Source organism: Methylocystis sp. IM3, assembly GCF_038070105.1.
Lineage (GTDB): Bacteria > Pseudomonadota > Alphaproteobacteria > Rhizobiales > Beijerinckiaceae > Methylocystis.
Window position 1 is genome coordinate 3,528,956 of sequence record NZ_JBBPBZ010000002.1, and the last position, 24,319, is coordinate 3,553,274.

Consider the following 24,319-nt stretch of genomic DNA (forward strand, 5'->3'; position numbering starts at 1 on the left):
CGCCCGGCAGGTGGATCAGCCGGCGAGCTTCGCCATCAGCGCGTCGGAGATCTCGAAATTGGCGTAGACGTTCTGCACGTCGTCATTGTCCTCGAGCGCGCCGACGAGCTTCAGGATCTTCTCGCCCGCCTCGTCGTCGACCTTGATGGAGTTCTGCGGGCGCCAGACGAGGGCCGCCTTCTTCGGCTCGCCGAATTTCTCCTCCAGCGCCTTGGCGACGTCGCGCAGGCTCTCGACCGAGGTGATGACCTCGTGGGACTCGTCGGTGGTGGAGACGTCGTCGGCGCCCCCCTCGATCGCCGCTTCCATCATCTGGTCTTCGGTCGCGACCTTCTTGTCGAACTCGACGAGGCCGACGCGGTCGAACATGAAGGAGACCGCGCCCGTTTCGGCGAGCGCGCCGCCCGCCTTGGTGAAATAGGACCGCACTTCGCCCGCCGTGCGATTGCGATTGTCGGTCAGGGCCTCGATGATGACGGCGACGCCGCCCGGCGCATAGCCCTCGTAACGCACTTCGTCATAATTCTCGGCGTCGGCGCCGGAGGCTTTCTTGATTGCGCGCTCGATATTGTCTTTCGGCATGTTCTCGGCCTTGGCGGCGAGAACGGCGGCGCGAAGCCTCGCGTTCATGTTGGGATCGGGCAGGCCCATCTTGGCGGCGACGGTGATTTCGCGGGCAAGCTTGGAGAAGAGCTTGGAGCGGATCGCATCCTGCTTGCCCTTCTTGTGCATAATGTTCTTGAACTGACTATGCCCGGCCATCGTGTCTTGCCCTTTGGTCCTTCTCTCCTCGCCGCAACTGGCGCCCGGGCGTCTATAACCCCCGCGGGGCCGGAAATAAAGAAAGGCGCTTTCATGAGCCCGAAGGGCGACGAAAACACTCCCCCCGGGCATCCCGCTCATCCGCTGCGCCGCCACGAGCCCTTGCCGGAGCAGCGGCCCAAGCCGGTCCAGGAGGACCCCCAGGCGGCGGCGCGCGTGGCGGCCCTGCTCGCGAGTCCGGCCTATCGCGAGGCCGATTCGGATTTCGACTTTCTGGCGAGCGACGATGCGCGGGGCCCGAGGCTCGAGCTCGACTATCTCAAGGCCGAGCTTTTGCTGCGCGCCCATGGCGTCACCGACGCCATCGTCGTCTTCGGCTCCACCCGCATCGTCGAGCCGAAAGCGGCGCAGGCGCGTCTCGACGCGGCGCGGGCGGCGGCGGCGGCCGCGCCCGATGACGCGCAGGCGGCCCGGCGCGTGGCGGTCGCCGAGCGCATCGCCGACAAGGCGCGCTTTTACGACATCGCCCGGGAGTTCGGGCGAATCGTGGGCGCCTCGGGCCAATTGCCGGACGGGCGTCGGCTCGCGGTCGTCACCGGCGGCGGCCCCGGCATCATGGAGGCGGCGAACCGCGGCGCCTATGACGTCGGCGCCGAGACCGCGGGCTTCAACATCACCCTGCCGCACGAACAGTTCCCGAACCCCTATCTGACGCCCGAGCTTTGTTTTCGCTTTCATTACTTCGCCATGCGCAAGCTGCATTTCGTCTTGCGGGCGCGGGCGCTCGTCGCCTTTCCGGGCGGGTTTGGCACGCTCGATGAACTCTTCGAGACGCTCACCCTCGCCCAGACCCGCGTCATGAAGCCCTTGCCGATCATCCTCGTCGGCGAAGCCTATTGGCGACGCGTCTTCGACCCGGATTTCCTCGTCGAGGAAGGGGTCATCGCGCCGGAAGACCGCGATCTCTTCTGGTATGCGGAGACCGCGCGCGAAATCTGGGAAGGCATCTTGCGCTGGCGACAAAAGGCCGGCGATCCGCTTTTGTGAAAAAGCGGCGGCGCAAAAAAGCGCAGATGTGGCTTATTGCAGGGGTCGGTCCCGCCGCCTATCTGACAGGCTGCGGCGGAGCGCCGCTTCATTGATTGGAGGATTCTCAAATGAGCTGGTTCAAGGGAATCGTGGGCGGCGCCATTGGCGCAGAGGCTCTGAGCCTCATCAAGGATTACGTCGAGAAGGAAGGCGGCCTCGACGCCGTCGTCAAGAAATTCAAGGAGGGCGGCTACAAGAGACAGATCGAGTCCTGGGTCTCGACCGGCAAGAACGAGGCCATCAGCTCGATCGAAGTCGGCCAGGCGGTCGGCGTCGATAAGCTCAAGAAGCTCGCGGAATCGGCCGGGATCGACCTCAACAAGGCGCGCGACCTTCTCGCCGAGTATCTGCCCGTCGCCATCGACAAGGCGACGCCGGAAGGCAAGCTCCCGGCCCCCGAGAAGGAACAGAAGAAATCTCTTTACTGACCTCGCCTTCCGCTTGAAGACGCGCGGCCGCCGGGGCTTCCGGCGGCTTTTTCTTTTCCGGCTGGCTCTGGCCGGGCCGCAGGCCAGGCTGCCGCCCATGCCGCCGCCCCGGCTTGCCTCTCCGGGGCCTTTTCAGTAGAGCCTTCGACCGAACCGTCGGACCAAGGAAGATTGATGACCAAGCGCGCGCTTGTGACTGGCGTTACGGGGCAGGATGGCGCCTATCTCTCGCAATTTCTGCTCGACAAGGGTTACGAGGTGCATGGCGTCGTCCGCCGCTCGTCGCATCGCGGGGTCGAGGACCACCGGCTGCGCTGGCTCGGGATCAGCGGCAGGGTCCATCTGCACGACGCGGATCTGACGGACCTCTCGAGCCTGCTGCGCACCGTGCAGGACGTGCGGCCGGACGAAATCTACAATCTCGCCGCCCAGTCCTATGTCGCCTCCTCCTGGCGCCAGCCGATCCTGACCGCCAATGTCACGGCCGTGGGCGTGACCAATGTGCTCGAGGCCATGCGGCTCGGCGCGCCCGGCGCGCGCTTCTATCAGGCGTCGTCCTCGGAAATGTACGGCCTCATCCAGGAGCCGATGCAGAGCGAGAAGACGCCCTTCTATCCGCGCTCGCCTTACGCCGTCGCCAAGCTCTACGGCCACTGGATCACGGTCAATTACCGGGAGAGCTTCGGCCTGCACGCTTCTTCCGGCATTCTCTTCAATCACGAAAGCCCGCTGCGCGGCGTCGAATTCGTCACCCGCAAGGTCACGCATGGCGTGGCCCAGATCAAACTGGGCAAGGCGAATGAATTGCGGCTCGGCAATATCGACGCCAAGCGCGACTGGGGCCACGCCAAGGATTACGTCCGGGCCATGTGGCTGATGCTCCAGCAGGAGACGCCCGACGATTATGTGGTGGCGACGGGCGTGACGACGACGGTGCGCGACATGTGCCGGATCGCCTTCGACCACGCCGGCCTCGACATGGGGAAACATCTCGTCATCGACCCGGCCTTCTACCGGCCGGCGGAGGTCGACGTGCTGCTCGGCGATTCCACCAAGGCGCGCAATGCCCTGGGCTGGACGCCCGAGATCATGCTCGACGAGATGATTCGCGAGATGGTGGACGCCGACCTCGAGCGGCTGCGGCGCGAAGCCTGAAATCTGCGGGAGGGCGCGGCATGGCGGCCTATGAGCGCATCTTGCTGACGGGCGGCGCCGGCTTCGTCGGCGCGCATCTCGCCGCACGGCTCGCCGACGCCTATCCCGACGCGCGCCGCGTCGTGTTGGTGCGGCCGGGCGAAAGCGGCGCGCATCCAGCTTTTTCCTGCGCCGTCGCCGACCTTCTCGACGAGGACGCGATTGACCGGCTCATCGCCGATCTTGCGCCCGATCTCGTCCTGCATCTTGCCGGGCAGGCCTCGATCGGTCAGTCGGCCGGCGCGCCGGAGCAGACCTGGCGGGTCAATTTCCACGGCGCCTTCGGCCTCGCGGCGGCGGTCGCCCGCCACGCGCCGCGGGCGGTGGTGCTGTTTTCGTCCACGGCGGCGGCCTATGGCGCGAGCTTTCGCGACGGCGTGCTGACCGAAGACGCGCCCCTGCGCCCGATGGACGTCTACAGCCGCTCCAAGGCGGCCGCCGAAAGCGCCATGGCGGACGTTTTGGGGCCCGAAGCGCGGCTCGTGATCGCGCGGCCCGTCAACCATTCGGGACCCGGCCAGCGCAACCGCAGTTTCGTGCTCGCCTCCTTCGCAGCGCAGATCGCCGCGATCGAAGCCGGAAAGGCCGGGCCGCGTATGAAGGTCGGCGATCTCTCCAAGGCCCGCGACTTTCTCGACGTGCGTGACGTGGTCGACGCCTATATGCGGCTCGTGGCGCGGGCGCGCGATCTCCCCGAGCGAGTCTCGATCTTCAACATCGGCTCCGGCGAGGCGCTGACCATCGCCTCGCTTCTCGAGACGCTGCGCGGCATGTCCCGGCGGCCCTTCGATGTCGAAGTCGATCCGGCGCTGCTGCGCCCGTCCGCGACCGACATCGCCTGCGTCGCCTGCGACGCGTCGCGGCTGGCCGCCGCCACGGGCTGGCGGCCGCGCCATTCCATCGAGGACACGCTGTGCGCACTGCTCAACGAATGGCGCGCCGAAATTGCCCGGACGCCGTCGTGACCGGCGCAAACCCTCCCGAGGATCGGCGCGCGCGCATCCGCCTGCTCGAATTCCAGCTCGAGCATTTGCGCCGCGAGGCCCTGCATCTCACCCATGAGCGGCACCGGCTGACCTATTCCATCGCCGGCCGCATCTACGACGTCCTGCGCCCCCTCGAGCGCCGGATCGCGGAGGCGGGCGCCCGCTTCGCCGCGCCGTTCCGAAAGAGAAAGCCTGAAGCCGCCGCGCCCGCCGCTTCCCCGCCCCCTCCCGCGCAGCCGGTCGCCGCGGCGGCGGCGATCCCGGCCCGGCGGCTGCTCCTCGACGTGACGACCACGGCGAAATTCGACGGCGGCACCGGCATTCAGCGCGTCGTGAAGGAAATCGCCCGCGCCTGCCATTCGGGCGCCCGCTTCGACATTCCCGCGCGCGCCGTGCGCTGCGAGGGTGGCCGGCTCTATACGGCGAACGCCTTCACGGCCCGCCTCGGCGGCGCGGAAACGGGGCCGGACGAGGAAATCGACATCGAGCCCGGCGACCGCTTCCTCACCCTCGCCGACAGCTGGAACGCCTTCGACGAGCTCGCCCCGCTCTTCGGCCGCATCCGGACGGGGGGCGGCGAGATCGTCACCTGCATCTTCGATCTCATCCCCGAATTGCATCCTTACGCCTGCCACGAGGCGACGCCGCCGCGCTATCGCGCCTGGCTGCGCCGGGCGCTCCTCGAAAGCGACGCCTTTCTGGCGATTTCGCGAACGGTCGCGGAGGAGCTCGCGGCTTTCGTGGCGGAAAACCGTCTGTCGCACCGGCCGGGCCTGAAGATTGGCTGGTTCCAGTGCGGCGCCGATCTCGCCGCGCCGCCTGCCGAAAATCCCCGCCAAAAGATCGCGGCGGCCGTCGCGGGAGAGACGCCCACATTTCTGATGGTCGGCACCATCGAGCCACGCAAGGGCCACCGCATCGCGCTTCAGGCGTTCGAGGCGCTCTGGGCGAAGGGCGTCGAAGCGCGCCTCGTCATCGTCGGACGGCGCGGCTGGCTGGAGGAGGCGATCGTCGCCGAGATCACGGACCACGCCGAGCGTGGCCGACGTCTGTTCTGGTTCGACGACGCCGACGACGGGGAGCTTTCCTATCTTTATGACCACAGCCGCGCGCTGATCCTGCCCTCCTACGCCGAAGGCTTCGGCCTGCCCATCGTGGAGGCGGCGCTGCGCGGCCGCGCCGTCATTTGCAGCGACATTCCGGTGTTTCGCGAGGTCGGGCGCGAGGGCGCGCTCTACTTCCGCGTCAACGACCCGGCCGCTCTCGCGGCGGAGATCGAGGATTTTCTCACCGGCTTGCGCCAGCCCGATCCGGCGCGGGCGCTGCGGGTTTCATGGGCCGAGGCGGCGCGCCGCATCGTCGAGACCATCGCCCGCGACGATTGGCTGACCCGGCTCCCCTGAGGCCGCCGCGCCGCATGTTCGACCTGGCGGTTTCCGCCCCGCGCCAAAGCGTGTTAGACAGGCGACAATCGGTCGCGCTTTCGAGGATTGTCCCCGGGGCGGCGGCTTTTCGCTTGTTTTGCGGCAGCCCAACGCGCGCCGCCATCAGAGGACAGATCGAAAATGGCGCTCAATATTCCGCTCGTAAACGACCAGACGTCGCGGACCGTCCTCAAAATGCTCAATCTCGAGGCGTCGCAGCTGTCGCTGCCCGAGTCGCAGCAACTGCTGAAGGGCGGGCTCGCCGCCTATGTCGTGCTCCAGGCCGGGGCGCAATTTTTCTCGCATTCGATCGTCGTGAGCATCTTCTACGGCGTGGCCAGCGCCGCCGTGCTCTATGGCGCGACCTTCTATCTGCTGCGCTATCTCGGGCAGGAGCAGAAATTCGTCAAAACCCTCACGGCCATGGCGATCATGGGCGCCATCGCCGCCCTCGCCTATATCATCCTGCACCTGATCGTGGGCGTCGCCTTGCCGCCGCCGTTGCCGACCGAGCGTCTGGCCCGTTTCCTGCTGTTCCCGATCATCGTCTGGGTCGCGTTCATGTACGCCTTCCTGCTGCGCCATGTGTCGCTGCGGCCCATTCCCGCCTTCGTGACGGCGGCGCTCTATGTGATCGCGATCGAGGTCGTGCTTGCAGCGATAAAGTTCTGAAACAAAATCGACTGTCTGGACTTGAGCTTAGCCGGCGCTCACGCATGGGCGCCGGCGATGGAACCTTCAACCTTTTCAGAGCATTAAGTCCACATTAAGTATAATCGCTCACTCTTCCTTCATCGTCGCCCCCGCCGCCGCGCGGGTCGGCGTCAGCAAGGAAGAGACCATGTTCCCCCAGTTCCCGCGCGCCCGCGCGGCGTTCCTCGCCGCCCTCCTCAGCGTCTCCGCGCAGACGGCCCGAGCCGCCGATCTCTTCGACCTCCCCGAGGCGCCGGAGCTGCCGGAAGGCCCTGTCGAATGGGGGTCGAACTGGTATCTGCGCGGCGATGTGGGTTTTCAGGAGGTGCGCCTTCCGGCCCTCTCGGGCGCGTTCCAGGCCCTCGGCCGTCAGGACATCATTTCGGGTGGCCTCGGCGGCGGCTATCAGTTCAATGACTGGCTGCGCGCCGACGTCACCATCGACCGCAGCGTTTTCCGCAAGACGCGCATGACGGGCCAGTTCTGGTGCCCCACCGAGTTGCGCGGCCTCGTCGACCAGGCCACAGGTTTCAATGTTGGCATTTATGCCGACCCGAACAGTATTTGTTCGCAATACAGCTCCGCATCCCTGAACCGCACAAGCGTGCTCGCCAACGCCTATTTCGACATCGCCCATGTCTGGGGCTTCACGCCCTACATCGGCGCGGGCGTGGGCATGACCTATAATTCCGGCTCGTCGAGCGTGGCCTATCTGCGCAATAGCGACAGCGGGCTATGGGCGCCCAATCTGACGCTGCCCGAAGGACAGGTTCCTCTGTGGATTTACGCCGACGGCGCGCCCTTCCCGATCCAGCTCCCCTTCGCCCAGACCAACTGGAACTTCACGCAGACCAAAAGCTCCTGGCAGTTCGCCTGGAATCTCATGGCGGGCGTCAGCTATGACCTTTCCCGGAATTTCAAGGTCGACGTCGGCTATCGCTATCTGAACGCGGGGAAATATACGGGTCTTCCGGCCTATGCCGCCAATGGCGTCTATATCGCGCCGCAAACCAGGGACATCACGTCCCACGAGCTGCGCGTCGGCTTTCGCATAACGACGAACTGAGGCCAAAGGGCCTCGCGCGCCCCTGTTTATTTGTCCAAGGGGGTGTTAGGAAGCCCGCGCTTTCCCTTTTCGGCCGCCCGGCCCTTCACGGCGCGGCTTCCAGCGCGGGTTTTTTCTCATGTCAGCTTCCCTCGACGTTCTGGGCATCGGCAACGCGATCGTCGACACGATTTCTCGCGCCGAGGACGACGTTCTCGTCTCGGCCGGCCTCGTCAAGGGCTCCATGGCGCTCGTGGACGAGGCGCGCGCCGACCAGCTCTATGAGCTGATGGGACCGACCACCGTGATTTCGGGCGGCTCGGCCGCCAATACGATGGCCGGCGTCGCGAGCCTCGGCGGCCGCGTGGGCTTCGTCGGCAAGGTCAAGGAAGACGCGGCGGGCCGCGAATTCACCCATGACATTCGCAAGGCGGGCGTCGCCTTCGACACGCCGCCCGCGACGGACGGCGCGGCCACGGCCCGCTGCCTGATCTTCGTCACGCCGGATGGCCAGCGCACCATGAACACTTTCCTCGGCGCCTGTCAGGCGCTGGGGCCGGCGGACATCGACGAGAAGGCGGTCGCCTCGGCGAGCGTTCTCTACATGGAGGGCTATCTCTGGGATCCGCCGGGCGCCAAGGAGGCCTTTCTGCGCGCCGCCAAGGTCTCGCGCGCCAACGGCCGCAAGGTGGCGTTGACCCTCTCCGACAGCTTCTGCGTCGGCCGCTATCGTGGAGAATTCCTCTCGCTCATTCGCGACCGCGTGGTGGATATTCTCTTCGCCAACGAGAGCGAATTGCACGCGCTCTATGAGACGGCCGATTTCGACACGGCGATCGCGGCGCTGCGCGCCGAGACCGGCCTCATCGGCGTCGTCACGCGCTCGGAAAAGGGCTGCGTGGTCGCCACGGGCGACAGCCTGATCGCGGCGCCGGCCTTCCCGGTCGACGAGGTCGTCGACACGACCGGCGCGGGCGATCTCTTCGCGGCGGGCTTCCTCACCGGCTACGCCAGGGGCCTGCCGCATGAGAAGAGCGCGGCGCTCGGCGCCCTCGCCGCCGCCGAAATCATCTCTCACGTCGGCGCGCGGCCGCAGAAAAATCTGCTCCAGCTCGCCCGCGACAACGGCGTTCTCGCCTGATTTTACCGGGAGGAAGAAAATGCGCATGGTCACGAAGACGTTCGCCGCCGCTCTCATCGCCGCCGCGGGCCTCGCCCTCGCGCCGGCCAGCCTGCGCGCCGAGCCGGAGACGACGCTCACCGCCGACGGCCTGAAATATATCGACGTGAAGCCCGGAACGGGCGCTTCGCCGAAGGTCGGCCAGACCGTCGTCGTGCACTATACCGGCTGGCTCTATGTGAACGGCGCCAAGGGCAAGAAATTCGACAGCTCGCGCGATCGCGGCGAGCCCTTCGACTTCCCGCTCGGCATGGGCCAGGTGATCAAGGGCTGGGACGAGGGCGTCGAGACGATGAAAGTGGGCGGCAAGCGCACGCTCATCATTCCCCCCGAACTCGGCTATGGCGCGCGCGCCATGGGCAACGCCATCCCCGCCAACAGCTGGCTGATCTTCGACGTCGAACTGCTCGGCGTGAAGTAAACAACCGCACAAACGCCGATCGCGAGCGCTCCCTCCCCCGTGCGGGGAGGGCCGGGGTGGGGGAAGGCTGCATCGGCGGCGCCGAAGGCAAGGGAGACCCGCCATGACTCCGATCTGGGCGCAGGCCGCGCTGGTGTTCGGGCTCGCGCTCCTCGCGGGCCTCGCGGCGCATCGGTTCCGCCTCTCGACCGCGCTGGTCGAGATCGTCGTCGGCCTCTCGGCGCGCGCCGTTCTGGGCCTCGTCGGCTATGAGGGCGTCTTCGCCGTTCAGGAGCCCTGGGTGAAGACCCTGGCCGGAATCGGCGCCATTCTCCTGACCTTCCTGGCCGGGGCGGAACTCGATCCCGTCGTCTTCCGGCGCCAGTGGAAGGAGGCGGCCGCCATCGGCGCCGCGAGCTTCCTCGTCCCTTCCGTCGCCTGCTGGGCGGCGGCGCATTATCTGCTCGGCTGGGAGTCGCCGCCCGCGCTCCTCGCCGGCATCGCGCTCGCCGCCACCTCCGTCGCCGTCGTCTATACGGTGATGATGGAATATGGCTTCAACCGCACGGATTATGGCAAGACGATCCTCGCCGCCTGCTTCATCACCGATCTCGGCACGGTGGTGACGCTCGGCCTCGTCTTCGCGCCTTTCACCTGGAAGACGCTGCTCTTCGCCGCCGCCCTCGCGGGGGCCTTCGTTACTCTGCCGAAACTCGCGCCTGTCGCCTTCGCCCGCTTCGGCGGAAGACCTTCCGAATTCGAGGCGAAATTCCTGCTCTTCACGTTGATGGGCCTGGGGGCGCTCGCGACTTGGGCGGGGAGCGAGGCGGTGCTGCCCGCCTATCTCATCGGCATGGCGCTGGCGGGGAGCGTCGGCCGGGACAGCGCCCTCATCCGGCGCCTGCGCAGCATCACGATCGGCCTGCTGACGCCCTTCTATTTCATCCGCGCGGGCTATTTCGTCTCGGCGCCGGCGGTGCTCGCGGCGCCGCTCGGCGTGCTGGTCCTTCTCGCCGTCGAGATGGCCGCCAAGATCGCGAGCGTCTACCCCGTGGCGCGCCGCTTCGACGCCCCGCACAGGGACGCCATGTATACGACGCTACTGATGGCCTCGGGCCTGACCTTCGGCACCATTTCCGCGCTCTTCGGCCTCTCCAACGGGATCATCGACCAGGGGCAATATTCGACGCTCGTCGCCGCCATCATCGGCACGGCGGTGATCCCGACGCTCATCGCCAACCGCTATTTCCTGCCGCGCCATCTGCTGCCGCCGGACGAAAGCGGTCCGACGCGGGAAGAGCAGGTGGAGAAGGCGCTCGAAACCTCCGACGTGCGGTCTTGAGGCCGCGCGTCCTCACGGCTGCTCCATCAGCTCCTCGGCCTCGAGCTCGACGAGCGTCGATTCCGCTTCCGGCTTGGCGAGCCGCGCCGGACGGGCGAGCCAGATGATCCCCGCAAGGAAGACGAAGACGAGGGCCCCGAAATAAAAGGCGTCGTCGAGGGCGAGCAGCAGCGACTGCTGGCGCATCAGACGTGAGACCTGGAGCCTCGAGACGGCCTCGCTCATGCCGAGACCTTGCAGCTTGTCCATCAGCGCGCCGAGCACGTCGAGCGAGGGGAAGCGGCGCCCGCCCAACTGGTCCGCCATGCCGAGCTGATGAAAGGGCGCGCGGCGGAACTGCACCACCGCCTGCGAGGTGATGCCATAGGCGCCGAAGGCCGTGCGCAGCATGGCAAGCTCCTCCGCCGCGCGAATGAGCTTGCCTCCCGCAAGGCCCTGCACGGCGATCGCGGCCGGGGGCGCGAAGAAGGTCGCGAGGAAGAAGCCGAAAAAGAGCATTGGCGGCGTGATCTGGTCGAAGGAGGCGACCTTGTCATATTCGCCGAGCCAGGTCAGCGTCACGGCGAAGCCGATGAAATTGAGGCTTGCGAGATAGCGCAGCTCGATGTGCCTGGTGAGCACATGCACGACCGAGACGAGCGGCGCCGCGAAGACCGCCATGACGAGATAGACGAGCCCCGCGAGCGAGGAGGTGTAGCCGAGCAGCGTCTGCAATTGGCCGATGAAGACCGACAGCGTGCCCTGAATGACGAGAAAGCCCGCGACCGAGCAGAAGGTCGCGATCGCGTAATTGCGGTGACGGAAGAGCCTGACGTCGAGCGCGGGATTGCGCTCGCCGAGCTCCCACAGGATGAAGGCCGGGAAGGCGACGATCACGACGACGAGGAGGCCGCCCAGAATCGGCGAGCCGAACCAGTCGAAATCATTGCCCTGATTGAGGATGGTCTGCACGCCGACGAGCGTGACCGCGATGAGCAGGAAGCCCACCGTATCGAAGCGCACGATCTTGCGCCGGAAGGGGCGCCCGTAAAGCAGCGCGACGACGACTCCGGCGATGGGCAGACCGAGAATGATGTTCGAGTAGAACAGCATCCGCCAGTCGAGATATTCCGCCCAGAAGCCGCCCATGAAGACGCCGAGCGTGAAGGGCGCCATGCTGAGCACGGCCCACCAGGCGACGCCATAGACGCGATGTTTGTCGGGAAGCTCGGTGAGCATGAGCGCCTGGCCGAGGGGCAGGATGACGCCGCCGGCCAGTCCGAGCAGAAAACGCATGGGCACGAAGACCCAGATGGTGTCGCTCGTGGCGCAGGCGAAGGAGAAGACCGCATAGGCGACAAAGGCCCAGCAATAGACCCGATAGTCGCCGAAGCGCCCGGCGAACCAGCGCGACAGCGGCAGGCCGAGAACGATGCCCATCATGTGGTCGGTCGTTCCCCAGGTGCCGAAGCTCGGGTTCACGCCCTGAAGGCTCCCGGCCGCATAGGGCACGAGCACGGTGTAGCCCGGCACATTGGAGAGGGCGATGACATTGCCGACGGCGAGGGCGATGTTGAACAGAAGGAAGCGCCAGCCCGTCAGCCGGTCGTCGAGTTCGGGCATCAGCGGCGCCTCCCGGGCCGGGCCGCGACCAAATGGCGTGTTGATTCACTCAGGTTCGTCACGACAGACTCCGGACGTTGCTCGTCAAACAGGAGTCATCGGCCCCGCGGGCGGTTACAAGGCGAACCCCATCGCCTGCGGCGAGTTTAGCGCGCGAATCCCGGGGGCTGTCAACCGCGGCCTTTTACCTTCGAAGAGGCTTTTTACCTGACTGGCGCCGTGGAAGGGGCTTTCCCGAAGGCGTCGCGCAGGCCATCATCCTCTCTGCAAGGGCGCGTCGCGGCGCCGCAAAAAGCGCAGGGTCGACGGTTCCTCATGACGGCAAAGAACGGGCGGGCGGAAACGAGCGACATCGACGCGATCGTCGCGGCCCGCCATGGCGATCCCTTCGCCGTGCTCGGCCTTCACGAGACGCCCGCTGGCTTCGTCATCCGCGCCTTCGTTCCCGGCGCGCAAAGCCTCGTCGCAGAGACGCCGGACGGGCGCGAGATCGCCACGCTCGCGCGCATTCATGAGGCGGGCGTCTTCGAGGGGCTGACGCCGCTCGAGGCGCGCGCGCCTTATATGCTCGCCGCAGAGAATGAGGCGGGCGCCTGGCGCTTTCTCGATCCTTACGCCTTCCCGCCCGTTCTCGGGCCCATGGACGACCATCTTCTGGTCGCCGGCGAGCATCGGAAGCTCTATGAGCGGCTCGGCGCGCAGGTCCTTGTGCACGAGGGCGTCGAGGGGACCCATTTCGCCGTCTGGGCGCCCAACGCCCGGCGCGTCTCGGTCGTCGGTGACTTCAACCAGTGGGACGGGCGCCGCGCGCAGATGCGCAAGCGCGTCGACAGCGGCGTGTGGGAAATCTTCCTCCCCGGCGTCGGACCCGGCGCGGCGTATAAATATGAAATCCTCGGGCGAGACGGGGCGCTGCTGCCGCTCAAGGCCGATCCGCTCGGCTTCGAGGCGGAGCTGCGGCCCTCCACCGCCTCGGTCGTGGCCTCGAATGCGCCTTACGAGTGGGGCGACGCGGACCATATGCGCGCGCGCGCTGAGCGCGATCCGCGCCGCGCGCCCATGTCGATCTACGAAGTTCATCTCGCGTCCTGGCGCAAGGCCGAGGGCTGGCGCTTCCTCACCTATGACGAGCTCGCCGATCAGCTCGTGCCTTATGTGGCCGACATGGGCTTCACTCATATCGAGCTTTTGCCCGTGAGCGAGCATCCGCTCGACGCTTCCTGGGGCTATCAGCCGATCGGGCTTTATGCGCCGACGCGCCGCCACGGCGACGCGGCAGGCTTCCGGCGCTTCGTCGACCGCGCCCACCGGGCCGGGCTATCGGTTATTCTCGACTGGGTGCCGGCGCATTTCCCGACCGACGAACATGGTCTCGCGCGCTTCGATGGCGGCCCGCTCTACGAACACCCCGATCCGCGCCGCGGCTTTCATCCCGACTGGAGCACGGCGATCTACGACTACGGGCGCCGCGAGGTCGCGAACTTCCTGATCGCCAATGCGCTTTACTGGCTCGACCGCTTCCACATCGACGGGCTGCGCGTCGACGCCGTCGCCTCCATGCTCTATCTCGATTATTCGCGGAAAGCGGGCGAATGGGCGCCCAACCCCGACGGCTCCAACGACAATCGCGACGCCATGGGCTTTCTTCGAAGGTTCAACGAGCTCGTTTATGGTCTTCACCCCGGTGTCGTGACGATTGCGGAAGAATCCACGGCCTGGGCCGGGGTCACGCTGCCGACCTCCTCGGGCGGCCTCGGCTTCGGCTTCAAATGGAACATGGGCTGGATGAACGACACGCTGCGCTACATGTCGTCCGATCCCGTCTATCGCAAATGGCGCCACAATGAGCTGACCTTCGGCCTGCTCTACGCCTTCGCGGAGAATTTCGTGCTGCCGCTCTCCCATGACGAAGTCGTGCACGGCAAGGGCTCGATCGTGAGCAAGATGCCCGGCGACGACTGGCGGCGTTTCGCGGGCGCGCGCGCCTATTACGGCTTCATGTGGGGGCATCCCGGCAAGAAGCTTCTGTTCATGGGCCAGGAGTTCGGCCAGACGCGGGAATGGGATTACGCCGCGCAACTGGACTGGGGCCTGCTCGAACATGCGCCGCACAGGGGCTTGCAGGCTTATGTGCGCGACCTCAATCGCCTCTATCGCAGCCGCGCCGCGCTCCATGCGCGCGATTGCGAGAGCGAGGGCTTCCAGTGGGTCGTGGTGGACGACGCCGACAATTCGGTTTTCGCCTTTCTGCGCTTTGGCGAGGATCGCGCGCGGCCGATCCTCGTCGTCTCCAACTTCACGCCCGTGCCGCGCCCCGCCTATCGGCTCGGCCTGCCTGGCGCCGGGCGGTGGCGGGAAATCCTCAACTCCGATGCTGTGGTCTACGGCGGCTCGGGCGTCGGCAATCTCGGCGGGATCGAGGCGCGCGCCGAGGGCTTCGCGGGCTTTCCGGCCTGCGCCGATCTGACGATTCCGCCCCTCGCCACATTGTTCTTCGAACCCGACGATGGTCTCTCATGACGCTCTTGATCGAACAGGACGGATCTCATGGCCGCCTATGACAATGCGCCGCTCGCGCGCTACGCCATGGCCTATGTGCTCGCGGGCGGCCGCGGCTCGCGGCTGATGGAACTGACGGACCGGCGCGCCAAGCCCGCCGTCTATTTTGGCGGCAAGTCCCGCATCATCGACTTCGCGCTCTCGAACGCGCTCAATTCCGGCATCCGCCGCATTTGCGTCGCGACGCAATACAAGGCGCACAGCCTCATTCGCCATTTGCAGCGCGGCTGGAGCTTCTTTCGCACCGAGCGCAACGAAAGCTTCGACATTCTCCCCGCGAGCCAGCGCGTCTCCGAGGATCACTGGTATCTCGGCACGGCCGACGCGGTTTTCCAAAATCTCGACATCGTCGAGAGCTACGACCCGAGATACATCGTGCTGCTCGCCGGCGATCACATCTACAAGATGGATTACGAACACATGCTGCAACAGCATGTGGAGCAGGGCGCCGATGTGACGGTCGGCTGCCTCGAAGTGCCGCGCAGCGAAGCGTCGGGCTTCGGGGTCATGCGTGTCGATCACGGCGACCGCATCGTCGAGTTTCACGAAAAACCGGTCGATCCGCCGGCCATGCCCGGCCATCCCGACCGCTCGCTCGTGAGCATGGGCATCTATGTCTTCGAGGCGAAATTTCTCTACGACCAATTGCGCCGCGACGCGGAGGACGCCAGTTCGACGCATGACTTCGGCAAGGACATCATCCCCTATATCGTGAAGCACGGCAAAGCGGTCGCGCATCACTTCTCGCGCTCCTGCGTGCGCGCGGCGAGCGAGCAGCACGCCTATTGGCGCGACGTCGGCACCGTCGACGCCTATTGGGCGGCGAATATCGATCTGACCGATTTCACGCCGCAGCTCGATCTCTATGACCGCAATTGGCCGATCTGGACCTATGCGGAAATCACGCCGCCCGCGAAATTCGTGCACGATCAGGTGGGCCGGCGCGGACAGGCTTTGTCTTCGCTCGTCTCGGGGGGCTGCATCGTCTCGGGCTCCACGCTGCGCCGCTCGCTTCTCTTTACGGGCGTCAGGGTCAATTCCTACGCCACGGTCGAGAACGCCGTGATCCTTCCTTATGTCGACATCGGCCGCTCGTCGCGGCTCGCCAATGTCGTCGTGGATCGCGGCGTGCGCATTCCGCAAGGACTGGTCGTCGGCGAAGACCCCGACTTCGACGCGAAGCGGTTCCGTCGCACCGAACAGGGCGTCTGTCTCATCACCCAGCCGATGATCGACAGGCTCGCGACATGACGGCGCTGCGCGTTCTCGCCGTCGCCTCGGAAATGAGCCCGCTCGTCAAGACGGGCGGCCTCGCCGATGTCGTCGGCGCCCTGCCGGCCGCGCTGCGCGTCCAAAACGTCGAGACCCGCACGCTCATTCCCGGCTATCCGCAGGCGCTCGCCGCGCTCGGTCCCGGAGAAACCCGCCTCGCCTTCGACGATCTCTTCGGCGGTCCGGCCTGGCTGCACGAAGGGCGTCTCGGCGAGGAGATCGTCTATGCGCTCGTCGCGCCGCATCTCTACGCGCGCGAGGGCGGGCTCTACACCGACGCCCATGGCGTCGATTACCCCGACAACGCCTTCCGCTTCGCGGCGCTCGCCTGGGTCGGCGCCGACATCGCGCAGGGCGCGCTCGCCGATTTCGTCCCCGATGTCCTGCACGCCCACGACTGGCAGGCGGCGCTCGCGCCGGCCTATCTGCATTACAGCGGCCGGCCGCGGCCGGCGACCATCGTCACCATTCACAACATCGCGTTTCAGGGGCAGTTTTCGAAAGAGCTGCTCGAGCCGCTGCGCCTCCCGCCGCACGCCTTCCAGATCGACGGCGTCGAATATTACGGCGCCATCGGCTTTCTCAAGGCGGGTCTCCAGCTTTGCGACCGCATCACGACGGTCTCGCCGAGTTATGCGCTCGAGATCGAGACGAGCGAATTCGGCATGGGGCTCGACGGCCTCTTGCGCGCGCGCGCCGATGTGGTCGGCGGCATTCTCAACGGCGTCGACGAAGAGACATGGAATCCGGCCACGGATACGCGCATCGCCGCCACTTACGACGCCGCGCGCCTCGACGCGCGCGCGAAAAACAGAGCGGCCCTTTGCCGCCGCCTGCGTCTCGACGCCGACCGGCAAGCGTTTCTCCTCGGCGTCGTGAGCCGCCTTTCCTGGCAAAAGGGCCTGGACATGCTGCTCGCCGATCTCCCCGGGCTGATGGCGCGCCGCGTGCAGATCGCGCTTCTCGGCGCCGGCGACAGACATCTGGAGGACGGCTTTCTCACCGCGCAGGAGGCCTATCGCGGCCGCGTCGGCGTCGTCATCGGCTATGACGAGGACATGGCCCATCTCGTTCAGGCGGGCTGCGACGCTTTTCTCGTTCCCTCGCGCTTCGAGCCCTGCGGTCTCACGCAGCTCTATGCGCTGCGCTACGGCGCCGTCCCAATTGTGGCGCGGGTCGGCGGCCTCAAGGATACGATCATCGACGCCAATGAAATGGCGCTTCAGGCCGGCGTCGCAACGGGCTTCCAGTTCTCGCCGCCGTCGGCCGAGGCGCTGGGCGGCGCGCTGCGTCGGGCGGAGGCCGTTTTCAACGACAGGGAGACATGGCGCGCCATGCAGATCGCCGGCATGAAGACGGATGTGTCCTGGCGCCATCCCGCACGGCGTTACGCCGCGCTTTATCGCGAGGCGGCGGCTGCAAGGAGGTGACGGTTCTCCGATGCGCATCACCGACGGCGCCCCCGAACCGCTCGGCGCAACGCTCGACGACACGGGCGCCAATATCGCCGTCTTCTCCTCTCACGCGGAGACGATTGAACTCTGCCTCTTCGATGCGCAGGACAAGGAAAGCGCCCGCCTCCGGCTCCCTGCGCGCACGGGCGACGTCTTTCACGGACATGTCGCGGGCCTGAGAGAGGGGCAGCGGTACGGCTTTCGCGCTTACGGGCCCGATGCGCCGCAGGAGGGCCATCGCTTCAATGGCGCGAAGCTGCTCGTCGACCCTTACGCGCTCGCCCTCGATCGCGCGCTCGCCCTTCATCAAAGCCAACTCGCTTTCGGCGAGACGGCGGCGGACGACAGCGCGCCCTTCGTCGCCAAGGGGGTAATGACGCGGCCGCCGCTCGCCGCGCAAAAGCGCCCGCGCCGCGCCTGGCGCGAGACGATTCTCTACGAAATGCACGTCAAGGGCTTCACCGCCGCCCATCCCGACGTGCCAACGCATCTGCGGGGAACATTCGCGGGCCTTGCGCACGAGGCGTCGATCGCGCATCTCCAGCAGCTCGGCGTCACGACGATCGAGCTTCTCCCTTGCGCGGCCTGGATCGACGAGCATCATCTGCCGCCGCTGGGGCTGACGAACTACTGGGGCTACAACCCCATCGCCTTCATGGCGCCCGATCCGCGCCTTGCGCCCGGCGGATGGGAGGACGTCCGCGCCGCCGTCGCGGCGCTCCACGACGCGGGCCTCGAGGTCATTCTCGACGTGGTCTTCAACCACACGGGCGAAAGCGACGCATATGGACCGACGCTTTCCCTTCGCGGCCTCGACAATGCGGCTTATTACCGGCTGGCCGACGACAGGTCGCATTATGTGAACGACGCCGGCTGCGGCAATATCCTTGCTTTCGAGCGCGCGCCTGTCGTGCGCCTCGCCATGGACGCGCTGCGCGCCTGGGCGATGTATGGCGGCGTCGACGGCTTCCGCTTCGATCTCGCGACGACAGTGGCGCGCGGCCGGGCGGGTTTCGACCCCGACTCGCCCTTTCTGACCGCGCTGCGGCAGGACCCTTTGCTGCGCGACCTGAAGCTCATCGCCGAGCCCTGGGACCTCGGCCCCGGCGGCTATCGCCTCGGGCAATTTCCCGCCCCCTTCGCCGAATGGAACGACCGCTATCGCGACGCCGTGCGGCGCTTCTGGCGCGGCGACGCCGTGGGCGTGGGAGAACTCGCGACAAGGCTTGCCGGCTCGCAGGATGTCTTCGCGCGCCGCCGACCTTCCAGCAGCGTGAATTTCATCACGGCTCACGATGGCTTCACGCTGCGCGACCTCGTCTCCTACGCATGCAAGCACAATGACGCGAACGGCGAGAGCAACCGCGACGGCGCGGACGACAATCTCTCCTGGAACAATGGCGCGGAAGGGGAGAGCGACGATCCCGCGATTCACGCAGCGCGCGCGCGAGACGCGCGCAATCTGCTCGCGACGCTGCTTTTCTCTCGAGGAACGCCCATGCTCGCCATGGGCGCCGAGCTCGGCCATACGCAGAAGGGCAACAACAACGCCTATGCGCAGGACAACGCCACGAGCTGGCTCGACTGGGCGCAGGCGGAATCTTCTCTCATCGACGCCGCCGCGAAATTGATCGCGCTGCGCAAATCCCATCCCGCGCTCCGTGACGACCACTTTCTCGACGGCGCGGCGCAGGACGATGCGCTCCTTCCCGATGTCGAATGGCTTAGGCCCGACGGCGAAGCGATGCGCGAAGCGGACTGGCGCCGGGGCGAGGCGCAAACGCTGATCGTCTCGCTTTATCGGCAAGACGACCGCGCGCTCGTCATTCTGCATCGGGGCGCCGCGCCCTGCGCCGCCGCAGCGCCGCCCGCCCGCGACGGCCATGGATGGCGCCTCGCCTTCGACGCGTCCAATGGCGAGGCGCAACTCGATGGCGCGCGCGTCGCCGTTCCGGGCCGCAGCGTGCTGCTGCTCGTCGAAGAGAAAAGCCCCGCGTCCCTCGTCGCGCCCGCCGTGGACGACGCGCTGCTCGCGCGTCTTTCGCAGGCGGCCGGCGTCGCGACTCAGTGGCGCGACGTCGAGGGCGCCGAGCATCACGTCCCGCGCGACACGCTGCTCGCTTTGCTTTCGCGTCTCGGCCTGCCCGCGGGGAGCCGCAGCGACGCGCGCGACAGCCTCCTTCGTCTCGCGCAGTTGCGTGACCGCCGCGCGCTGCCGCCGCATTTCGTCGCGCGCGAAAACGCCGCCGCGTCGCTGCGCCTCGGCGCGACCCAGACGACCCGCCTGACGCTCGTCGACGAAGCGGGGCGCGAAACGCCGCTCGCGCTCTCCCATGCGACGCCCTGCGCCTGGCGCGGCGCCGACGGCCTCCTGCATCATGGCCGGCAGGCGCAATTGCCGCCGCTGCCCTCGGGACGCTACGACCTTCGCGCCGAGCATGGCGAAACCTGCCGCCTCGTCGTCGCGCCCGCCCACTGCGCTCTCCCCGACCGCCGCGTCTTCGGATTTTCGGCGCAACTCTACGCCCTGCGCCGCGAGGGCGATCAGGGCGTCGGCGATTTCACGACGCTGCGCCGTCTGGCCGAAATCAGCGCGCAGGCCGGCGCGGCGCTCGTCGCCATCAATCCGCTGCATGCGCTCTTTTCGCAGGATCGCACGCGGGCGAGCCCCTATTATCCTTCCGACAGGCGCTTTCTCGATCCGCTCGCCATCGACCTCGCCGAACTGCCCGAAGCCGCCTTCGATCCCGAGGCGGCGCGCGCCTTGTCGCTTCGGGAGAGGGTGGATTACGAGGGCGTCGAGGCGCTCAAGCGGCCGGCGTTCGAAAAGGCTTTCTCGCAGTTCGACGCTCTGGCGCGGCGCCGCCCCGAGGCGGACAGCGTTCGGAGCTTCTCGCGTTTTTGCGCCGAGGGCGGCGACGCGCTCCATCGCTTCGCGCTTTTCGAGACGATCGCGGAGATGCGCGGCGGCGAGGATTGGCGCCGCTGGCCGCAGGCGTTGCGCGACGGCGATGGCGCCGCGCTCGCCGCCGTCGCGGATCGACATGCGGAGCGCCTGCGCTTCCACAAATTTCTGCAATGGGTCGCCGACAGCCAGCTGGCGAAGGCGGCGTCGGCGGCGCGCGACGCGGGGCTGGCGTTCGGCTTTTGCCGGGACCTCGCCATCGGCGCCGCGCCGGACGGCGCCGAAAGCTGGCGCAAGGCGAAGCGCCGCATCGCGGGATTTTCGATCGGCGCGCCGCCCGATCCCTTCAGCCGCGACGGCCAGAGCTGGGGCCTGCCGGCGCCCGATCCGCTCGCGATCGAAGCCGACGGCGGCGCCGACTTCGCCGAGCTTCTCGCCGCCAACATGCGCCATGCCGGCGCGCTGCGCATCGACCATGTGATGGGGCTCTCGCGGCTCTTCCTCGTGCCGGAGGGCGCGAAGGCGACCGAAGGCGCCTATGTCTCCTATCCGCTCGACGCATTGCTCGCGCAGCTCTCCCTCGAGAGCGTCCGCGCCAATTGCCTCGTCGTCGGCGAAGACCTCGGCACGCTCCCCTTCGGCTTCAGGGACAGGCTCGCGGCGGCGAATGTGCTGAGCTATCGGGTCCTCTGGTTCGAGCGCGCCGGCGCGGGCTTCGCGGCGCCGCGCGATTATCCCGCAAAGGCCATGGCCTGCGTCTCGACGCATGATCTGCCGACGCTTGCCGGCTGGTGGGAAGAGGCCGACGTCGCCGAGAGGGAAGCTCTGGGGCTTCTTTCCGCCGCGGACGCCGCAAGGGAGCGCGAGAGCCGCAGGCGCGACAGGCGCGCGCTCCTCGACGCCTTGCGCGCAGAGGGCTTGATCGGCGCGCCGGCCGAGGGCGCGATTTTCGACGACGCCGCCTTCGACGATGGGCTGGCTCAGGCCCTGCACGCTTTCGCGGCGCGCACGCCGTCGGTTCTCGCCATGGCGCAGCTCGACGATCTCGCCGGAGAGTGCGTCGCCGTCAATCTGCCCGGCACGGATCAGGAGCGGCCGAACTGGCGGCGCAAGCTCCATCCCACGGTCGAGACGCTATTTTCCCTGCCGCGGGCGTGCGCGATCGTTTCGGCGCTCCGCCGCAATCTGGACGAGATTGCGGGGCCATAGTCGCGCGTTCTCTTCAAGGGGCCTCGGGCGCTTATGACGGCATCGGCGGAGCGTTTTCGGGCGGGCGAGGCGCGTCTGCGCCCGGTCGGCGGCTTCGCACTCGCCTCTGTTCTCGCCGGCGCCTCCCTCCTCGCCGCCGCGCCCCTTTCCGCTGAAGACAAGCCGGCGGTCGGCGCGGACGATCTGACGCTGCGCCGGCTCGAATTGCGCGGCGTCGAGGACGTGATGGGCGAAAGCCGGGCGCAGGCGCGCAAGCTCGAGGAGGAAGTCGCCGGGCATGCGGCGATCCGCGAGAATCTCAACAGGACGCTGATCGAGGCGACGGAGAAGCTTCAGGAGGCCGAGGCGCGCGCGGCCGAGATCGAGGCCCGTCTCGAAACGCTCGGCCTTCAGGAAAAGGCGATCGTCGGCTCGCTCGAAAGCCGCCGCGCCACGATCGTCGAGGTGCTGATGGTGCTGCAACGCATGGGCCGGCGCCCGCCGCCTGCGCTGCTCGCACGGCCGCAGGACATTCTCGACGCGCTGCGCGCCGCGCTGGCGCTCGGAGATTTGCTGCCGCAAATGCGCGCCGAGGCGCAGGCGTTGCAGACGGATCTTTCCGAACTCCTGCGCCTGCGCGACGGCGTGCGGCAGGAACAGGCGCGCCTCGACAAGGAAAGGACCGCGCTCGCCGAACAGCGCCAGCGGCTCGGCGAATTGATCGAGATGCGGCAGGAGGCGCTCTCGGCGGCGCAATCGGCGCTGCTGAGCGAAAGCGAACGCGCCGAGAAGCTCGCGCGCCAGGCGACGAGCCTCAAGGAGCTCATCACGCGCATGGAGGCCGAAAGCGAAGCCGCGCGCAAGGCCGCCGAGGCCGCGCGCAAGGCCGACGCCGAGCGCGCCGCCGCCCAGGCGAAGCTAGACGCGGAGCAGCGCAGAAAGGCGCTCGCCGCCCCCTTCCGGGACCCCGCGCGCCTTGCGCCCGCCGTCTCCTTCGCCGATCTGAAGGGCAAATTGAACTTTCCGGTCGCGGGTCCGGTGCTCAGGCGCTATGGCGCGCCGGACGGGTTCGGCGGCAAGGAAAAGGCCTATTTCATCGGCGCCCGCGAGAATGGCGTGGTGGTCGCGCCCTGCGACGGATGGGTCGCCTTTTCAGGACCTTACAGAACCTATGGACAACTCTTGATCATTAACGCGGGCGACGGCTATTATGTGGTTCTGGCCGGCATGAGTCGCTCGAATGTGAACGTCGGACAGTTCGTCCTGGCGGGAGAGCCGGTGGCCAGCATGGGAGACGGAGCCGCGCAGACGGCGGCGACCATCGCGATCGGCGCGAAACAACCCATTTTGTATGTCGAGTTCCGCAAGGACGGAGCCTCGATCGACTCGAGCCCATGGTGGGCCAGGTCAGACAGTCGGAAGGTCGGCGGATGATTCGCAAAACTGCTCTACTCGCTACCGGTATCGCCATCGGAGCCGGATGCGCGACGCTCGGCCAGCAGGCGCGCGCGCTGATCGGCACGCCGGCGGCGGCGGCCACCGCCGACACTTACAAGTTCCTGAGCCTGTTCGGCGACGTCTTCGACAAGGTGCGCGCCGATTACGTCGAGAAGCCCGACGAACAGAAGCTCGTGGAAAACGCCATCAACGGCATGCTCACCTCGCTCGATCCGCATTCGAGCTACCTCGACGCCAAAGGCTTCAAGGACATGCGGACCCAGACCGAAGGCAAGTTCGGCGGGCTCGGCATCGAGGTGACGCAGGAAGACGGCCTCGTGAAGGTCGTGACGCCGATCGACGACACGCCGGCCTCGCGCGCGGGCATCATGTCCGGCGACCTCATCGGCGCCATCGACGATGAAAACGTGCAGGGCATGACCCTCAATCAGGCCGTCGACAAGATGCGCGGCGCCATCAACACGCCGGTCAAGCTGACGATCTACCGCGGCAAGGACAAGGACAAGATCGAGGTCAAGCTGACCCGCGCCGAAATTCACATCAAGTCGGTGCGCTCGCGCAAGCAGGACGACGACATCGGCTACATCCGCATCTCGCAATTCAACGAGGAGACGGCGGACGGCCTGCGCAACGCCATGGCGAAGTTCTCGCAGGAGATTCCGGCCGACAAGTTCAAGGGCTACATCATCGACCTGCGCAACAATCCCGGCGGTCTGCTCGACCAGTCGATCCAGGTGGTCAACGCCTTCATCGACAAGGGCGAGATCGTCTCGACGCGCGGCCGCAACGCCGACGAGACGCAGCGCTACAACGCCCGTCCCGGCGATCTGTCCAAGGGCAAGCCGGTCGTGGTGCTGATCAACGGCGGCTCGGCCTCGGCCTCCGAGATCGTCGCCGGCGCGTTGCAGGACCACAAGCGCGCGACGCTGATCGGCACGCGCTCCTTCGGCAAGGGCTCGGTCCAGACCATCATCCCGCTCGGCGGCTCGAGCGGCGCGCTGCGGCTCACCACAGCGCGCTATTACACGCCGTCCGGCCGCTCGATCCAGGCCAAGGGCATCGATCCCGACATGGTGATCCTGCAGGACGTGCCGGACGAGCTCAAGGGCAAGGACGACACCAAGGGCGAAGCCTCGCTCAAGGGCCATCTGAAGAACGGCGAGGACGAGAAGACCGGCTCGCAGGCCTATGTGCCGCCGGACGAGAAGAAGGACAAGCAGCTCACCGCCGCCATCGACCTTCTCCACGGCAAGCCGAGAGCCCAGATCATGGCCGAGCAGTCCAAGGAAGTCGCCAAGGACTCGACAAAGGCCACGACCAAGGCCAATTGAGCGAATT

The 24,319-nt window shown here is 67.1% G+C and carries 18 protein-coding genes and 1 riboswitch; of the genes, 16 read left to right on the forward strand and 2 right to left on the reverse strand.

Features of this window, described 5'->3' with window-relative positions; translation table 11 throughout:
* Window positions 1–15 precede the first annotated feature (15 nt).
* Window positions 16–762 carry a YebC/PmpR family DNA-binding transcriptional regulator gene (locus WOC76_RS19230; protein ID WP_341389403.1) on the reverse strand — a complete coding sequence of 249 codons (747 nt, stop codon included), beginning with the start codon at window positions 760–762 and terminating at the stop codon, window positions 16–18.
* A 93-nt stretch (window positions 763–855) separates the two neighbouring features.
* Here WOC76_RS19230 and WOC76_RS19235 point away from each other — a divergent pair, with 93 nt between their 5' ends.
* From WOC76_RS19235 to WOC76_RS19280, 10 genes are all read left to right on the forward strand, one after another.
* The gene (locus WOC76_RS19235) at window positions 856–1,809 is read left to right on the forward strand and encodes an LOG family protein (RefSeq protein WP_341431541.1); all 954 of its coding nucleotides are present in this window, start codon (window positions 856–858) and stop codon (window positions 1,807–1,809) included.
* A gap of 110 nt (window positions 1,810–1,919) precedes the next feature.
* On the forward strand, window positions 1,920–2,279 hold the full coding sequence (locus WOC76_RS19240) for a YidB family protein (RefSeq protein WP_341104480.1): 360 nt from the start codon (window positions 1,920–1,922) through the stop codon (window positions 2,277–2,279).
* 174 nt (window positions 2,280–2,453) lie between these two features.
* Entirely contained in the window at window positions 2,454–3,434 is a 981-nt protein-coding gene (gene gmd / locus WOC76_RS19245) for a GDP-mannose 4,6-dehydratase (protein ID WP_341389408.1), read from the forward strand.
* A 20-nt stretch (window positions 3,435–3,454) separates the two neighbouring features.
* Window positions 3,455–4,438, forward strand: coding sequence for an NAD-dependent epimerase/dehydratase family protein (locus tag WOC76_RS19250; RefSeq protein ID WP_341431542.1), 984 nt, complete (start codon window positions 3,455–3,457; stop codon window positions 4,436–4,438).
* Window positions 4,435–5,862, forward strand: coding sequence for a glycosyltransferase family 4 protein (locus WOC76_RS19255; protein ID WP_341104477.1), 1,428 nt, complete (start codon window positions 4,435–4,437; stop codon window positions 5,860–5,862). The genes WOC76_RS19250 and WOC76_RS19255 overlap by 4 nt, the downstream gene beginning before the upstream one ends.
* Window positions 5,863–6,024: 162 nt before the next feature.
* Window positions 6,025–6,555, forward strand: coding sequence for a hypothetical protein (locus WOC76_RS19260; RefSeq protein ID WP_341104475.1), 531 nt, complete (start codon window positions 6,025–6,027; stop codon window positions 6,553–6,555).
* 169 nt (window positions 6,556–6,724) lie between these two features.
* Window positions 6,725–7,642 carry an outer membrane protein gene (locus tag WOC76_RS19265; RefSeq protein WP_341104473.1) on the forward strand — a complete coding sequence of 306 codons (918 nt, stop codon included), beginning with the start codon at window positions 6,725–6,727 and terminating at the stop codon, window positions 7,640–7,642.
* Window positions 7,643–7,760: 118 nt separating this feature from the next.
* Entirely contained in the window at window positions 7,761–8,762 is a 1,002-nt protein-coding gene (locus WOC76_RS19270; RefSeq protein ID WP_341104471.1) for an adenosine kinase, read from the forward strand.
* 19 nt (window positions 8,763–8,781) lie between these two features.
* Window positions 8,782–9,222 carry an FKBP-type peptidyl-prolyl cis-trans isomerase gene (locus tag WOC76_RS19275; RefSeq protein ID WP_341104469.1) on the forward strand — a complete coding sequence of 147 codons (441 nt, stop codon included), beginning with the start codon at window positions 8,782–8,784 and terminating at the stop codon, window positions 9,220–9,222.
* A 103-nt stretch (window positions 9,223–9,325) separates the two neighbouring features.
* Entirely contained in the window at window positions 9,326–10,543 is a 1,218-nt protein-coding gene (locus tag WOC76_RS19280; protein WP_341104468.1) for a cation:proton antiporter, read from the forward strand.
* 12 nt (window positions 10,544–10,555) lie between these two features.
* Here WOC76_RS19280 and WOC76_RS19285 read toward each other — a convergent pair whose 3' ends face one another.
* Complete coding sequence (locus WOC76_RS19285) at window positions 10,556–12,145, reverse strand: MFS transporter (RefSeq protein WP_341104467.1); 1,590 nt, start codon at window positions 12,143–12,145, stop codon at window positions 10,556–10,558.
* Window positions 12,146–12,227: 82 nt separating this feature from the next.
* Window positions 12,228–12,290, reverse strand: a riboswitch (Fluoride riboswitch).
* Window positions 12,291–12,460: 170 nt separating this feature from the next.
* Here WOC76_RS19285 and glgB point away from each other — a divergent pair.
* From glgB to WOC76_RS19315, 6 genes are read left to right on the forward strand one after another with little or no spacing between them, the layout of a single operon-like run.
* On the forward strand, window positions 12,461–14,665 hold the full coding sequence (gene glgB, locus WOC76_RS19290; protein WP_341104464.1) for a 1,4-alpha-glucan branching protein GlgB: 2,205 nt from the start codon (window positions 12,461–12,463) through the stop codon (window positions 14,663–14,665).
* A gap of 27 nt (window positions 14,666–14,692) precedes the next feature.
* Window positions 14,693–15,955 carry a glucose-1-phosphate adenylyltransferase gene (gene glgC, locus WOC76_RS19295; RefSeq protein ID WP_341104463.1) on the forward strand — a complete coding sequence of 421 codons (1,263 nt, stop codon included), beginning with the start codon at window positions 14,693–14,695 and terminating at the stop codon, window positions 15,953–15,955.
* Window positions 15,952–17,406 carry a glycogen synthase GlgA gene (gene glgA, locus WOC76_RS19300; protein ID WP_341104462.1) on the forward strand — a complete coding sequence of 485 codons (1,455 nt, stop codon included), beginning with the start codon at window positions 15,952–15,954 and terminating at the stop codon, window positions 17,404–17,406. Before glgC ends, glgA begins: the two co-directional genes overlap by 4 nt.
* Before the next feature lie 10 nt (window positions 17,407–17,416).
* Complete coding sequence (gene glgX, locus WOC76_RS19305) at window positions 17,417–21,544, forward strand: glycogen debranching protein GlgX (RefSeq protein ID WP_341104461.1); 4,128 nt, start codon at window positions 17,417–17,419, stop codon at window positions 21,542–21,544.
* Window positions 21,545–21,577: 33 nt separating this feature from the next.
* The gene (locus WOC76_RS19310) at window positions 21,578–22,957 is read left to right on the forward strand and encodes a murein hydrolase activator EnvC family protein (RefSeq protein WP_341389416.1); all 1,380 of its coding nucleotides are present in this window, start codon (window positions 21,578–21,580) and stop codon (window positions 22,955–22,957) included.
* Complete coding sequence (locus WOC76_RS19315) at window positions 22,954–24,312, forward strand: S41 family peptidase (protein ID WP_341104455.1); 1,359 nt, start codon at window positions 22,954–22,956, stop codon at window positions 24,310–24,312. Before WOC76_RS19310 ends, WOC76_RS19315 begins: the two co-directional genes overlap by 4 nt.
* The last annotated feature ends 7 nt before the right edge of the window (window positions 24,313–24,319 follow it).

Bases quoted from the DNA above. Each gene is read 5' to 3' on its own strand.
- WOC76_RS19240 (WP_341104480.1), top strand. From the start codon at position 1,920: ATGAGCTGGTTCAAGGGAATCGTGGGCGGCGCCATTGGCGCAGAGGCT.
- WOC76_RS19285 (WP_341104467.1), bottom strand. From the start codon at position 12,145: ATGCCCGAACTCGACGACCGGCTGACGGGCTGGCGCTTCCTTCTGTTC.
- WOC76_RS19275 (WP_341104469.1), top strand. From the start codon at position 8,782: ATGCGCATGGTCACGAAGACGTTCGCCGCCGCTCTCATCGCCGCCGCG.
- WOC76_RS19280 (WP_341104468.1), top strand. From the start codon at position 9,326: ATGACTCCGATCTGGGCGCAGGCCGCGCTGGTGTTCGGGCTCGCGCTC.
- WOC76_RS19270 (WP_341104471.1), top strand. From the start codon at position 7,761: ATGTCAGCTTCCCTCGACGTTCTGGGCATCGGCAACGCGATCGTCGAC.
- glgA (WP_341104462.1), top strand. From the start codon at position 15,952: ATGACGGCGCTGCGCGTTCTCGCCGTCGCCTCGGAAATGAGCCCGCTC.
- glgX (WP_341104461.1), top strand. From the start codon at position 17,417: ATGCGCATCACCGACGGCGCCCCCGAACCGCTCGGCGCAACGCTCGAC.
- glgC (WP_341104463.1), top strand. From the start codon at position 14,693: ATGGCCGCCTATGACAATGCGCCGCTCGCGCGCTACGCCATGGCCTAT.
- WOC76_RS19235 (WP_341431541.1), top strand. From the start codon at position 856: ATGAGCCCGAAGGGCGACGAAAACACTCCCCCCGGGCATCCCGCTCAT.
- WOC76_RS19250 (WP_341431542.1), top strand. From the start codon at position 3,455: ATGGCGGCCTATGAGCGCATCTTGCTGACGGGCGGCGCCGGCTTCGTC.
- WOC76_RS19230 (WP_341389403.1), bottom strand. From the start codon at position 762: ATGGCCGGGCATAGTCAGTTCAAGAACATTATGCACAAGAAGGGCAAG.
- glgB (WP_341104464.1), top strand. From the start codon at position 12,461: ATGACGGCAAAGAACGGGCGGGCGGAAACGAGCGACATCGACGCGATC.
- WOC76_RS19315 (WP_341104455.1), top strand. From the start codon at position 22,954: ATGATTCGCAAAACTGCTCTACTCGCTACCGGTATCGCCATCGGAGCC.
- WOC76_RS19265 (WP_341104473.1), top strand. From the start codon at position 6,725: ATGTTCCCCCAGTTCCCGCGCGCCCGCGCGGCGTTCCTCGCCGCCCTC.
- gmd (WP_341389408.1), top strand. From the start codon at position 2,454: ATGACCAAGCGCGCGCTTGTGACTGGCGTTACGGGGCAGGATGGCGCC.
- WOC76_RS19260 (WP_341104475.1), top strand. From the start codon at position 6,025: ATGGCGCTCAATATTCCGCTCGTAAACGACCAGACGTCGCGGACCGTC.
- WOC76_RS19310 (WP_341389416.1), top strand. From the start codon at position 21,578: ATGACGGCATCGGCGGAGCGTTTTCGGGCGGGCGAGGCGCGTCTGCGC.